Below are 14,360 nucleotides of genomic sequence, written 5' to 3' on the forward strand. Positions count from 1 at the left end.
AGAATACCTCGTTTTACTCAAATCATTTTTTCTTAAATAAAATCGAGCATTGCGTCTACCTCATAGTTCAGGTGTTGATCAAAACGGATAAACTCCCCTTTTTTTGAACACTCTCTAGTAGGAAATCACTTTTTTTCTATGATAAAATGAATGTACATTATAAAAGAGGAAGTGTACCTATGACAGTTGTAAATAACATTGCTGATTTAATTGGACGAACGCCCCTTGTACGTTTAAACCGAATCGCTGATCCAAATGGGGCAACCGTTTATTTGAAAATGGAAATGCAAAATCCAAGTGGGAGTGTAAAAGACCGTGCTGCTTATAACATGATGATTGAAGCTGAAAAAGACGGACACCTTAAACCTGGTGCAACAATTATCGAACCAACTAGTGGCAATACCGGTATTGGCATTGCTATGAATGCTGCTGCAAGAGGTTATAAAGCGATTCTTGTTATGCCTGATACGATGTCACAAGAACGTATCAATTTGTTAAAAGCCTACGGAGCAGAGGTAGTCTTAACCCCTGGGGACGATAAAATGCCTGGTGCAATCGAAAAAGCTCATCAACTAGTAGCTGATATTCCGAATAGTTATATGCCTATGCAATTTGAGAATGCTGCAAATCCCGATGCCCACCGTTTTACAACAGCTCTTGAAATTAAAGAAGCACTTGATGAAATCGGGAAGCCGTTATCTGCTTTTGTAGCTGCTTCGGGCACTGGCGGAACGATCACAGGCACAGGTGAAGAACTTAAGAAACTGTATCCTAATAGTACTATTCATGTCGTAGAGCCTGCAGGATCTCCTGTATTATCTGGAGGACAACCCGGACCACATAAATTAGTTGGGACAAGCCCTGGCTTTATTCCACCAATCTTAAACGAAGAGGTTTACAATGAAATTTTTAAAATTGAAGATGAAGATGCTTACCGGGTGACAAGAAAATTAGCAAGGCACGAAGCTATTCTTGTTGGACCTTCTTCTGGAGCTGCTTGTTTTGCCGCAATGGAAGTCGCAAAACGTCTTACTTCAGATGATGTTGTGGTTGCGATTGCATGCGACACAGGCGAACGCTATCTATCGACTGATTTATTTCAGTTTGATAAATAAATAACATGTACGAAAATATGCCAAAGAGGCTACTCACCTGAGTCAGCCTCTTTTCTTTTCCCATTTCCAAGTTTACCCCTTTGCCAATTCATAAATCGCTTCAGCGTATATTGCTGTCATACGCAAAAGGTCATCAATAACGATGTATTCATCCTTCTTATGAGCAACATCCTCACGTCCAGGAAACATTGGACCAAATGCAACACCTGTATCAAGAGATCGTGCATAGGTGCCCCCACCAATGGCCAATAACTTTGGTTCTTCGCCAACTTGGCGTTTGTAAACAGCTTGTAGTGTTTGAATTAATGGATGCGTTTCATTAACATAGTTCGGCTCCATATGATCATGCACTGTAAAAACAGCGTTGTTTGTTAACGCTACTTGCTTTAGTTTTTCTATACATTGTTCTCCAGAAGTTGTAACAGGATAGCGAATATTAAAGCCTACTTTTGCTTCTCCACTTTCATCAAAATAAAATAGACCACCGTTCAGTGACAGAGCTCCAGAAACCTCATCATAGGCTGCAATACCGAGTGCTTCCCCGTTAAAATCACTATATTGAATAATAAATTCGAGATAATCATTTGCTTCTTTTTGAAAAGACGTACCTGACAAAAATTGAGCTAAATATACTCCTGCATTTAAGCCGTTTTCAGGAGTAGAACCATGGGCAGCCACTCCTTCATAAGAAAGAATTAATAACTGATCTTCAACTTGAGCAGAGCCATTATGTTCGTTGTTTAAAAGAAACTTTCTGAACCGTTCTTCTACTTTTTCTAGCTGCTCGCGTTCACCGCTAATCATTGCCCGTGCTTTATCTGGTACCATATTAAACCGTTCTCCCGCCTGAAACCGACTAAGATATAATGAAACTTGTGTTGAATTAGAAGTCTCCTTTTGTCCCCAATTGAACGTTACATCAGTGATACCTTTTTCCGCATTAATAATTGGAAAATCGGCATCCGGTGCAAAACCAACTGTTGGCATCTCTTCATGCTTAAAATAATGGTCGACACAACGCCAGTTGCTTTCCTCATCCGTTCCAATAATAATGCGCACCCGTTTGGATAAAGGAAGATCTAGCTCTTTAACAATAGCCAAAGCATAAAAGACTGCCATCGTAGGACCTTTATTGTCAATTGCACCACGTGCATAAATACGACCATCTCGAATTTCGGCTGTAAAAGGCTCTGATGTCCAACCATCAGCTACTGGAACTACGTCAATGTGACATAAGATCCCTACACTCTCTTCACCCTCGCCATATTCAATAATGCCTGCGTAACCATTTAAATCCTTCACAAAAAAATTATATTGTTCACCTTTTTGTAATAAGAAGTTCATAGCCTCTTGAATTCCAGTTCCAAATGGCTGTGTATCGGCACTACTTGATTCATCTAAAATACTATTAATACGCAAAAAATTCTGTGTTTCCTCTATTAGCTCTGCCTTTCTTTTTACTACTTCTTCCGTCCAATTAATGTTTGACATTCTCATCACCTTTCAGGTTTGTACGAGAAATATTCGTACAACGTTTTTGCATAGTTGTTTGAATTATTGTAAAATGTATACAACAAGGAAACACTCAAGTTTCACTTTAATTACTACAACATTACCTTTCTCACTTTTAAAAAGCAACACTTCGTGTGAAAGCGCAACAAACAAGGTTACCTCTTCAACCGTAATGTCATGCATGATCTACCATGCCATTACATAGACTCTACTTAAGAACTAGTCATGATTATGAATAAGGAGTGGTTTTTTGAAAACTTCAACTGATCGTATGCTGACTCGTATCAAGTCTATCTACCTTTACATTAAACAAAGGGGGACCGTCACAACGAATGAATTAGTTGAAGAATTTGGTATAACCCAACGGACCATTCAACGTGACCTAAACGTACTAGAGTACAACAAACTTGTTGAAAGCCCTACACGTGGCAAGTGGAGCGCTACTAAAAAGAGAACTCGAGTTTCATAATGATGTATAAGAAAAGGGGATCCAAAAAGGGTCTTGCTTCTAGTTAACCTAGAAGCAAGACCCTTTTGTTGTCGCATTCCTTTTCTTATTTAGTGAGGAGTAACTCTACTTCTTCTTCTGATAATTCTCTGTATGAACCTAATTCTAAATCAGAATCAAGTTCGAGGTTCCCAACTTTTGTTCTCTTAAGCGTGATCACTTTCTTATCAACCGCTTCAAACATCCGTTTCACTTGATGGTATTTTCCTTCAGTAATGGTCAATTCGATTTCCGACACTTCACCTTGCTGAACTATTAATAAATCAGCTGGCTTTGTTACATAGCCATCATCAAGAGTGACGCCTTTTTTAAATAGTTCAATATCTTTGCTTGTCACCTCTCCTTGCACCGTAGCAACATATGTTTTTGTTACATGTTTTTTCGGAGACATGAGCGAATGCAAAAATTGTCCGTCATTTGTTATTAAAAGAAGTCCTTCTGTATCTTTATCTAAGCGACCGACAGGAAAAGGTTCGTACATGGCGTGTTCGAATAATAGCAAATCAATAACAGTTTCGTGCTGAGAATCCTCTGTCGCAGATATAACCCCTTGAGGCTTATTAAGCATTAAGTAAATAAAAGGTTTGTATTTTACAATTTCTCCAAAAACGGTAACCGAGTCTTGATTCGGGTCAACATGAACTTTTCCTTCTTTGACAATTTCTCCATTCACATGGACACTCCCTGATTTCATCAGCTTTTTTACATCTTTTCTCGTTCCAAAGCCCATGTTCGCGAGCAACTTATCCATTCTCATTCGAATTAATCTCACCTTCCTGTTGCAAGTGATCTGCAATCTTTTTAGCAAATCCTCCTAAATCATTGCGTTGATAAGCATCAATGACACCATGTACTGTTTGATTAAACGTTTGTTTAATTATTGACTCCGGTAGATTATGCTTTCTCATCCGTTTATTTAAAAGGATAATCATTCGTATTGCTTCCTCTGTTCCTAGCTGATTCGCAAGCAATACTTCATCCTCTGACGCAATAACGATCTCCATTGAAGGAAACCACTTACTAATTGTTAAAAGCTCTTCTTGATAGTGTGGTGGAATCACAAATAGCCCTTTTAACTGATTCCTTACGACTGCAGCATGGCCAGCTAATTTTAACGGGACAACTCTTTTTCCATGGCACCATTTCTGTACGTCAGATTCAGTTACCGCTGTTGCCATGTGATAAATTGTCACGTCGTTTGGAAAAAAGTCAGCACTTTCGTTTAGAAATTGTTCATACCCAGTTTTAGGTAAACACAAGAAGACATGTTTAATTTTAGAAAAAGAGGTCTTCTCTCCCATTTGGACATCAGGAAATGTCTGTAGCAATGTACCAACAGTTTGTTCATTTCGTCCATACAAATACGTTTCTTTCTTTTCTTTTAATAAAGCAAGTACCATACTAGCAAGACGCCCTGATCCAACAACTAATTTCATACGATTTTGCCTCCTTTGAAAAATAAAAAGAAAGAGCTGGTAATCACTTGATTAACAACTCTTACAAACTTGACTCCTCAGTTTCAAACATATAGTGCTTCGTTCGTATATTTACATTGAGTATAATGCCCATAGCTAACATATTCGTCAAAAGGGCACTTCCTCCATAGCTGATAAACGGCAATGCTAAGCCTGTTATTGGCATTAAGCCAATTGTCATCGCTATATTTTGAAACACTTGGAACACTAGTAACCCAATGACACCAGCTATTAAATAAGTTCCAAACAAATTGTTACAAGTTAATGCAATAATGATCATACGGTAAAACAATAAAAAATAAGTTACAAGAAGTACGGTAGCACCAATAAATCCAAACTCTTCCCCAATTACAGTAAAAATAAAGTCCGTATGGATTTCAGGAATCCGATCACTTTGTGTTTGGATTCCTTGCATAAATCCACTTCCTTGTAATTGACCAGAACCAATTCCTCTCATAGCATTTACTAACTGATAACCAAAGGATCCTTGGTGTTCATAAGGATCCAACCATCCATATATTCGGTCAAGCTGGTGAGATGCAATGAATTTTGTAAACAATTCAAAATTATGATTATGCAGCCAGACAAGCGAAATGATACCACCAATGGCACCTAACCCTAGAAAAACAAGAATTCGCCATGCAACACCAGACATTAAAAGCATAGTAGCCATAATACTCGCAATGACAAGTGCAGTTCCTAAATCAGGCTGTCGTAAAATTAGGAAAAAAGGTGGTAACCCAATTGCAATGACCTTTGCCACAATAATTAGGTCAGATTGTATATCTTTTGTTGTTCGGTTCATCGTGACCCTATACAGCATATGAGCTAATGCTAAAATAAGAAAAATCTTCATGAATTCAGAAGGCTGAATTTCCGCAGGACCTAAATCAAGCCAACGTTGTGATCCGTTCCGAAATACACCCAAAGGTGAATAGGCAACAAGTAACAGTAACGTGACTCCTATTCCGTAAAGAGGTATGGAAAAGTTTTTAAATAAATCATAATCGATAGCCATTACCCCAACCATTACCAAGATACCGACCACAAACCAAATAATTTGACGCTTTACATAATAGGTTGGATCTTCACTAAAGTATTGACCAGACCCACTATAAATCGCTAACAAGCTAAAACACATGAGCACAAACAACAGAAAGAGTAGCGTATAATCAATCTGTTGAAAGCCTGTTTTCCGTTCTTCCATTGTCGCCTCCATCTATAAGAAGCAGCTTCAAGCGTCTATGATGCCGAAAGCTGCGTTTCTTCCTTGTGTTCTTTCAGTCTTTTTTGACGAATATTATTGCGCGAAATGTTCGCTAAAATCGCCAATGATACGAGAGTAAAAAATAGTGACGATCCACCATTGCTTACTAGAGGTAACGTTATTCCAGTTATTGGTAACATACCAGTAACTGCCCCTATATTAAAAATAATTTGAACTGCAATTTGAAACACAATCCCAAATGCAAGTAAACTCCCAAAAGGACTTTTGCAACGAGATCCAATCATGACACCACGAACTAAAATAATACTATGTGCACCTAAAACAAATAAGACTCCAAAAAGACCTAATTCTTCAGACACAACTGCCAAAATAAAATCTGTATGAGCTTCTGGCAAATAAAAGAGCTTTTGAACACTTTGCCCTAATCCAGTTCCGCTAAGACCTCCATGCGCCAGTGCAATATATGACTGAATAACTTGATGGCCTGTGTCTGTTGGATCAGCAAATGGATCTTGAAACGAGGTTAGTCGCTTAACTCGATAAGGTGCAGATAAAGCAAAAACTATAAAGAGAGTAACTCCAACTATTCCAAGCCCAATAAGGTGTCTCCACTTTGCCCCAGAGAAAAAGACAAGAAAAAACGTCACGATTAGAATAGACGTTGCTGTTCCTAGATCTGGTTGCATCATGATTAATCCAAAGACAAAACCAACTACGACTAATGGAGGCATAACCCCTTTTACAAACTGATCGATATAAGCTTGTTTTTGTGAATACACCTGAGCAAGATAAATAATCATTCCAATCTTCACTAATTCTGAAGGTTGGAAATTGATTGGACCAACACGTATCCACCGTTGTGCCCCGTTAATGTCATGCCCAATGACAGGTAATAAAACTAAAAAAAGGGAAAATACCGATAATAATATAATAAATGGTGACATTTTTCTATAAAATCGATAAGGAAAATGCATAACTATAATAAAAGCGAAAACAGCTAGTCCAAACCATAAAAGCTGTCGTTGTATAAAAGCATACGGGTTAGGGGTAGCCTGTCCAATTCCCAATGCGTAACTTGCACTAAACACCATCACTAATCCAAATCCTGCCAACAGGAACGTCGTGATGATTAATAACCAGTCGTTATCTTTTCGGAATGAATACCTCATCGCGCCCCCCGCTCTACATAAGATTCATTCATAACTTATTTTATCGTTCAAAAGTGAAAGAATCAGTTCCCCATCCACTGACGTTTACGTAATTCGATTCAAACGTTTTGAACAGTCTCTTTATTATATCAAACGACATATGCAAGCAAAAGAGGCATTCATTGCCAACCCTTGTCGAAATTTAGAAAAACTTCATTTTTTCCAGATTTTCACCAGAGAGAGTCCTACTTACCTCCCATGATTAGGTAGCCAAAAGAAAAAAAATTAAGTAATGGTCTTCACTTCACCTATAACCCTCACTAAAAAAGTTAAATGTACGAGACTTTCTAATCATTTAGAAAAAATCACATAGGTTCTACGAGGCATGTCTAGGTTTACCTGCGTTACCCTTGTTGTCTTTGTCTCTTTTTGTTCAAAAATCGGAACCTATTCCCAAGCACTTGTCCTGCTAAATTAGAACGATAGCCTAAGTACAAATAAATCACTGCCCCAACAATTACACCAACAAACAAAGGAGGAAAAGCTCGTAGTTGCGATGTGATAGGAAAAAGATTTTGCATTCCGACATTCACAATCATGACTCCAGCAGCCATGACAAGGGTAAACATACTAATTAATAACGTACGCTTGGCAATTAACCAATAATGAAACTCAGCAAACTTACCAATGGCCCATACGGTAATCAAAATTGATGCTGTGTAACCAAGATAAGTTGCTAGTATCCCCCCTAAAGGTCCAAGAACACCAAGGAGCCATGCATTCGTCAGCACCTTAATGACAAGCCCAACGGCAAGTGCTATGACTGCATACTTTTGCTTGTTCATTCCTTGTAATATTGCCCCCGTGACAGCAAAAAGTGAGAAAAACAAAGTAATAGGTGCATAATACCTTAAAATATAGCCACCAACCTCTAAATCTTTCACGCCATAAAGCGCACCAAATGCAGGATATGCAAGAACTGACATTCCAACAGCTGCAGGAATCGTTAAAAATAAGATCACTTGATATGTTTGCGTAATTTGCTTTTGTAGTAATGCTGTATCATTTGTTGTAAAAGATTTTGTAATCGTCGGTACAAGAGTTATGGACAATGCCGTTGCAAGCGCCATCGGAATCAAAATAATTTTATGCGCAGTGTTAGAGAAAACAGCAAACGCTACTTCTGACTCTGCTTGATTCATGAAGGAACCGATTAACGCTCGATTAAATGTAAATAAATCGATCAATTGATAAAGCGGAATAGCAAGTCCAACAAATGATAATGGCAAAGCATAGGCAATTAACTCTTTGTACATCTTTTTTAGAGGGAGTTGATGATCGACTGTGCTTTGTTCGACTTGTTCATGAATATACTTCTTTCTCTTGAACCAATAAATCAATAGAACGCTTAGTCCACCAATCGCTCCAACAAATGCACCGAATGTCGCAAATCCGACTGCTACTCCCAGACTGCCTTCCATCACGTTCACAATACAAAACGTAATTACAAGAATGAAGACAATGCGTACAATCTGTTCAATCACCTGCGAAACAGCTGTTGGACCCATTGATTGGAACCCTTGAAAGTAGCCGCGAATGATGGACATAATCGGAACGACAACTAACGCTACACTTACCATTCTGATTGTAAATACAATGTCTTCGAATGAATTTCCATTCTCGGTTGGATTCTCAATAATCCAAGGAACTATATATGGGGCAGCAAAAAATAAAACAAGAAAAGCAATAAGTCCAGAAATAGACATAAATAACAACCCTGATTGAAACAACCTATGCCCTGTTCGATAATCTCCCAATGCATTGTACTTTGATACAAATTTAGACACAGCAAGCGGTACTCCTAAGGTAGCTAAACTCAGCAAAACCGTATATGGCAAATAACCATATGAATAGAGTGCTATCCCTGTTTGACCAACAATTGCGGTAAACGGAAATATATATATAAGGCCTAATATTTTTGAAGCAAAAGTAGCCGCGGTCAGCACCATCGTCCCGCGCATTAATTTCGAATCCGCCACACCCATTCCTACTTTCATGTTAATCTTTCAATTATTTCAACAATTACCTTACGTTTTTGAGGCTGTAATCTGAACTACTTTTGCATTTTACCATAGTCTAGTCCTAGTTGCTCGAACTATCAGCGAATTCCTTTTTTTATCGAAAAATGGTACTGTATGTTAAAGCTTATAAAAAAGAGGAGGCAATGACCGCGCTTGTTGCTCGCGTACTCTAAGAAAACCACTTAAGAGTAGGTCTAAATTGATGCAGCTGCACCATTCATTGCCTCGAGGAAGTTCAAATGGGAATTCCCTTTTGAACTTCCTCTGTTAGAAAAATAGAGGTGAAAGTATGAAGATATATGATGTAATAATTATCGGGGGAGGACCTTCTGGACTAATGGCTTCCATTGCCGCTGCCGAACATGGTGCAAGTGTTCTTCTCGTTGATAAAGGAAACAAACTTGGACGAAAACTGGCGATATCAGGTGGTGGACGTTGCAATGTAACGAATCGAATGGAGATCCAAGAGTTAATTGCTCATATTCCTGGAAATGGACGTTTTATGCATAGCCCCTTTTCTGTCTTTAATAATGAAAATATTATTCAATTTTTCGAAGGGTTAGGGATCAGTCTTAAGGAAGAAGACCGCGGTCGAATGTTTCCTGTAAACGATAAGGCCACCACCGTTGTTGAGACCTTACTAAATCGGGTTCGTGAGCTTGGAGTTCAGATTCAAACCAATACGGCTGTTAAAACGATTAATTATACAGAAGAAGCAGTAAGTGAAGTCGTCTTACAAAACGGTGGGAGGCTCCCTACCCACACGGTCATTGTTGCAACTGGGGGGAAATCAGTTCCTCACACCGGTAGTACTGGCGATGGTTATCCATGGGCAGAGAAAGCAGGACACACGATTACAGAACTTTACCCAACCGAAGTACCTATTACTTCTAATGAGACATTTATTCGTAACAAAACTTTGCAAGGCTTATCATTACGAGATATCGAGCTAACGGTTTTTAATCCAAAAGGAAAGAAAATTAAAAAACATGATGGCGATATGATTTTCACACATTTTGGAATTTCAGGTCCAGCTGCTCTTCGCTGTAGTCAGTATGTTGTGAAAGCAATGATGAAATTCAAAACCAGTACAATCAAAATGGAAATTGATCTCTTTCCAAGAGTATCAGACGAAGCCTTATTCCAACAGCTACTTGCAAAGGTCAAAGCCGAGCCAAAAAAATCAATAAAGAACCTCCTAAAAGGGTTTGCAACTGAACGTATTTTGCTATTTATTTATGACAAACTATCCGTTGATACACAAGCGCAAGCTTCTACTGTATCTCATGATACCTTGCGGGCAATTGTTACAATATGTAAGCATTTCGAAATCGAAGTGAACGGAACTCTTTCAATCGAGAAAGCATTTGTCACTGGGGGGGGCATTTCGATAAAAGAAATTGAACCTAAAACGATGCATTCAAGAAAGAAAAAAGGCTTGTATTTTTGTGGAGAAGTCCTCGATATTCATGGCTATACAGGAGGCTATAACATTACAGTAGCTTTTTCTACAGGGTACACAGCAGGAAAGTCCGCTGCAGAACAAGTTGTTCACAAATAATATCCAAAAATCCAGGTGATATGTTTGAATAAACCTCCCTTTTATCACACAATCTATAACGAAAAGATAAAAGTAGGGGTGACTAAGATGGATGTGACACGTGTAAAACAAATACTTTCTTCTTCTGCCGACATTAATGTAACCTATAATGGTATTTCTGTTTGGATCGATCAATTAAATGAAGATGGAAAAACAGCTACCGTTCATTTACGAGGGCCTTTAGAGGAAAGATCGGAAGTAGAGATTTCTGAACTAAAAGAAGTGTAGTTTTTGAGGCCACTGAAAAAGGTTGCTTTTTACCTTTTTCAGTGGCCTCAAGCAATGAGCGTAGCCGTTGCCATGGGTGTGAGAAGTGTCTCACATCTTAAAGCCCGCTATGAGTGGATTTCCCAATCCGCAGGCGCGCAACGTGCGGAGCCATTGCCGCTTCCTTGATGGACTTCTTCAGTGGCTTCTTAGCTTTACCATTCTTGTGACTTAAAAAAAGAGCTAACATAATGAAATGTTGGCTCTTTCCTATGCTTTTTATTGAAAGTTATTTTGCTCTGACATTGCATCAAAAACCTGTTGCTGCGCCTGTTGAACTTGTTGTTTTTCTTGTTGAATATGCTGCTTTTCTTGTTCAACCTGCCCTTGAAGTGTCTGTAACTGCTGTTGGCCTTGTTCAACTTGTTGATGTAACTGTTGCAAGTTTAACTTTTGCTGCTGCACTTGCTGCTGCGCTTGTTGAAGCTTCTGCTGTGCCTCTTGAAATTGTTGATTCTCCATTTGCAAGTTCTGTTGTGCCTGTTGTAATGGATTTTGCTGTTGCATTTGTTGCTGCGCTTGTTGGAGTTGCTGCTCGGCTTGCTGTAATTGTTCATTCTCCGTTTGTAAATCCTGCTGCGCTTGTTGGAGGTATTGTTTTGTCTCTTGTAGTTCTAAATCTTCCATGTCTTGATGTCCTAGTGGCAATTGCAATTGTTTGTCTTGATCATCCATAATGAAAAGCCTCCGATCGTCGTGGTCAGGTACTTATATACCCAATAATATCGTGCTCATTATAGCTTTTTCTATGCTAATTCAACTATCTTCCGCTGAACTCTCCCTTTAAAACCCCAAAAAAAAATCAGCTCCTTTGAGAGCTGATTTTCTAATAAATATTTTTTTGCTAATCTTATTACATCAGGACTTATCCAACTACGATATTCACTAATTTACCAGGTACAGCAATGATCTTACGTACTGTCTTCTCACCAATTGCAGTTTGAACTTTCTCATCCTCTTTTGCAATTTCTTCCATTTGTTCCTTGGTTGCATCGGCTGGTATAACTAATTTTGCTTTTACCTTACCATTAATTTGAACAACTACTTCTACTTCATTCTCAACAAGCATCGATTCGTCGAATGTTGGCCAGTCTTCATAACTAATCGTGCCTTCGTGACCAAGCTTTTCCCATAACTCTTCCGCAACATGTGGTGCAATTGGAGCAAGCATTTTAACAAACCCCTCCACCAAATCACGAGGTAACACCTCTTGCTTGTAGCCCTCGTTAATAAACACCATCATTTGTGAAATCGCGACATTAAAACGTAATTCTGCCATATCTTCTGTAATTTTTTTCACTGATTGGTGATAGACTCGTACAAAACTTTCTTGAGCCACTACATCTTGAATGTTTGTACTCAACTCTCCTGTAGCCTCATCAACGAATAGGCGCCATACACGATCTAAGAAACGACGAGCTCCATCTAATCCATTTGTTGACCATGCAATCGAACCATCTAATGGTCCCATAAACATTTCATACAGGCGTAATGTATCTGCACCATGACTTGTAACAACATCATCAGGATTTACAACATTTCCTTTTGATTTACTCATTTTCTCGTTGTTTTCCCCTAGAATCATTCCTTGATTGAATAATTTTTGGAATGGTTCCTTTGTTGTAACGACCCCGATATCATAAAGTACTTTGTGCCAGAAACGGGCGTATAATAGGTGAAGTACCGCATGTTCTGCTCCTCCAATGTAAATATCGACAGGTAGCCATCTTTTTAATTTGTCTGGATCAGCTAGTGCTTCAGAGTTCTTCGGATCAATGTAACGAAGGTAATACCAGCAACTTCCAGCCCATTGCGGCATCGTATTCGTTTCGCGACGACCTTTTTTTCCTGTTTTAGGGTCGACTACTTCCAGCCAATTTTTCTCATTTGCTAGTGGTGACTCTCCTGTTCCAGATGGTCTGATTTCTTTCATTTTTGGTAATACAAGTGGTAGCTCACTTTCCGGAATAGTTGTCATCGTTCCGTCTTCCCAGTGAATAACTGGAATTGGTTCGCCCCAATAACGCTGACGGCTAAATAACCAATCACGAAGTCGGTACGTTACTTGCTTTTTCCCAAAATGATTAGCTTCAAGCCAGTCGATCATATTACGGATTCCCGTTTCTTTATCTAATCCATTTAAGAATTCAGAATTTACATGTTCTCCGTCGCCTGTGTACGCCTCCTCTTCAACATTACCACCAGCAACAACTTCACGAATCGTTAAATCAAATGTCTTCGCAAACTCATAGTCACGCTCATCATGAGCTGGTACTGCCATAATTGCACCTGTACCATAACTTACAAGAACATAGTCAGCGATCCAAATTGGAATGCGTTCTCCATTTACAGGATTAACTGCAAATGCTCCTGTAAACACTCCTGTCTTTTCCTTTGACAATTCTGTACGCTCCAAATCACTTTTTGCCGCCACTTTTGTTTTGTATTCATCTACTTGAACTTGTTGCTCAGCGGTTGCAATAACATCGACTAGCTTATGCTCAGGTGCTAAGACCATATAGGTTGCGCCAAACAGCGTATCTGGACGAGTTGTAAAGACTTTGACTTCTTCTCCTTCATGACCATCGACCTTAAACGTTACTTCTGCACCTTCTGAGCGGCCGATCCAATTCCTTTGCATGTCTTTAATACTTTCTGGCCAATCAAGTTCTTCTAAGTCTTCAAGCAATCGATCCGCATAAGCAGTAATCTTCAACATCCATTGCTTCATAGGACGGCGTTCAACCGGATGATCGCCACGCTCACTTTTGCCATCAATGACTTCCTCATTCGCTAATACAGTCCCCAGCGCAGGGCACCAGTTAACAGCAACTTCATCAACGTAAGCTAAGCCCTTTTCATACAATTTGGTGAAAATCCATTGCGTCCATTTATAATACTCTGGGTCAGTTGTATTGATTTCGCGATCCCAGTCATATGAGAAACCAAGAGACTTAATTTGACGACGGAACGTATTAATGTTGTGCTCTGTAAAAATAGCTGGATCATTCCCCGTATCCAGTGCATATTGTTCTGCCGGTAAACCAAATGCATCCCACCCCATTGGGTGAAGGACATTGTATCCTTGCATTCTCTTCATACGAGATAAAATGTCTGTTGCTGTATACCCTTCTGGATGGCCAACATGCAGACCTGCTCCTGATGGATATGGAAACATATCCAATGCATAAAATTTCGGCTTCTCTTCTTCTTCTGTAGTTTTAAATGTTTTGTTTTTTTCCCAGTACTGTTGCCACTTTTTTTCTATCTTTTCATGTGAAAACGACATCTTTTCTTCCTCCTAAATTTCATGTATCTTGGTTCAAATGGCGAATGGTCCGGTTAATAAGTGAGACCATTGGTGCTTCGCTTAATATCAAAAAAACCCCCACCCCTAACACACTGTTAGGGACGAGAGTTATTATA

12 protein-coding genes and 1 other annotated feature (1 of these 13 running past the window's edge) are annotated in these 14,360 nt (G+C 39.1%); of the genes, 4 read left to right on the forward strand and 8 right to left on the reverse strand.

Annotated features, from left to right (window positions below):
• The first annotated feature begins 179 nt into the window (after window positions 1-179).
• Window positions 180-1,115: a cysteine synthase A gene (gene cysK, locus SLH51_RS06540; protein ID WP_335960064.1), complete on the forward strand. Its 936-nt coding sequence runs from the start codon at window positions 180-182 to the stop codon at window positions 1,113-1,115.
• Window positions 1,116-1,187: 72 nt separating this feature from the next.
• On the opposite strand, the gene pepV is transcribed toward cysK, so the two are convergent.
• Complete coding sequence (gene pepV / locus SLH51_RS06545; protein WP_335960066.1) at window positions 1,188-2,606, reverse strand: dipeptidase PepV; 1,419 nt, start codon at window positions 2,604-2,606, stop codon at window positions 1,188-1,190.
• A gap of 271 nt (window positions 2,607-2,877) precedes the next feature.
• On the opposite strand from pepV, the gene SLH51_RS06550 reads away from it, so the two are divergent.
• A complete protein-coding gene (locus SLH51_RS06550) occupies window positions 2,878-3,096 on the forward strand; it encodes a DeoR family transcriptional regulator (protein WP_335960067.1) in 219 nt (72 codons plus the stop codon).
• Window positions 3,097-3,181: 85 nt separating this feature from the next.
• On the opposite strand, the gene SLH51_RS06555 is transcribed toward SLH51_RS06550, so the two are convergent.
• The 5 genes from SLH51_RS06555 to SLH51_RS06575 form a co-directional block, all read right to left on the reverse strand.
• Entirely contained in the window at window positions 3,182-3,892 is a 711-nt protein-coding gene (locus SLH51_RS06555) for a pseudouridine synthase (RefSeq protein ID WP_335960069.1), read from the reverse strand.
• Window positions 3,879-4,571: a hypothetical protein gene (locus tag SLH51_RS06560; RefSeq protein ID WP_335960070.1), complete on the reverse strand. Its 693-nt coding sequence runs from the start codon at window positions 4,569-4,571 to the stop codon at window positions 3,879-3,881. Before SLH51_RS06560 ends, SLH51_RS06555 begins: the two co-directional genes overlap by 14 nt.
• 61 nt (window positions 4,572-4,632) lie before the next feature.
• Window positions 4,633-5,817, reverse strand: coding sequence for a rod shape-determining protein RodA (gene rodA / locus SLH51_RS06565; RefSeq protein WP_335960072.1), 1,185 nt, complete (start codon window positions 5,815-5,817; stop codon window positions 4,633-4,635).
• Window positions 5,818-5,852: 35 nt separating this feature from the next.
• On the reverse strand, window positions 5,853-7,007 hold the full coding sequence (gene ftsW, locus SLH51_RS06570) for a putative lipid II flippase FtsW (RefSeq protein ID WP_335960074.1): 1,155 nt from the start codon (window positions 7,005-7,007) through the stop codon (window positions 5,853-5,855).
• 383 nt (window positions 7,008-7,390) lie between these two features.
• Window positions 7,391-9,043 (reverse strand): putative polysaccharide biosynthesis protein, encoded by a 1,653-nt coding sequence (locus tag SLH51_RS06575; RefSeq protein ID WP_335960076.1) that lies wholly within the window; start codon window positions 9,041-9,043, stop codon window positions 7,391-7,393.
• 313 nt (window positions 9,044-9,356) lie between these two features.
• Here SLH51_RS06575 and SLH51_RS06580 point away from each other — a divergent pair, with 313 nt between their 5' ends.
• Both SLH51_RS06580 and SLH51_RS06585 read left to right on the forward strand, forming a co-directional pair.
• Complete coding sequence (locus SLH51_RS06580) at window positions 9,357-10,628, forward strand: BaiN/RdsA family NAD(P)/FAD-dependent oxidoreductase (protein WP_335960078.1); 1,272 nt, start codon at window positions 9,357-9,359, stop codon at window positions 10,626-10,628.
• A gap of 87 nt (window positions 10,629-10,715) precedes the next feature.
• A complete protein-coding gene (locus tag SLH51_RS06585; protein ID WP_335960080.1) occupies window positions 10,716-10,895 on the forward strand; it encodes an H-type small acid-soluble spore protein in 180 nt (59 codons plus the stop codon).
• A gap of 258 nt (window positions 10,896-11,153) precedes the next feature.
• On the opposite strand, the gene SLH51_RS06590 is transcribed toward SLH51_RS06585, so the two are convergent.
• The gene (locus tag SLH51_RS06590; RefSeq protein ID WP_335960082.1) at window positions 11,154-11,609 is read right to left on the reverse strand and encodes a hypothetical protein; all 456 of its coding nucleotides are present in this window, start codon (window positions 11,607-11,609) and stop codon (window positions 11,154-11,156) included.
• A 190-nt stretch (window positions 11,610-11,799) separates the two neighbouring features.
• A complete protein-coding gene (gene leuS, locus SLH51_RS06595) occupies window positions 11,800-14,223 on the reverse strand; it encodes a leucine--tRNA ligase (RefSeq protein ID WP_335960083.1) in 2,424 nt (807 codons plus the stop codon).
• A gap of 115 nt (window positions 14,224-14,338) precedes the next feature.
• Window positions 14,339-14,360, reverse strand: a binding site (T-box leader) (it continues 207 nt past the right edge of the window).

This window comes from Halalkalibacter kiskunsagensis (genome assembly GCF_037027555.1).
Classification (GTDB): Bacteria; Bacillota; Bacilli; order Bacillales; family Bacillaceae_D; genus Halalkalibacter; species Halalkalibacter kiskunsagensis.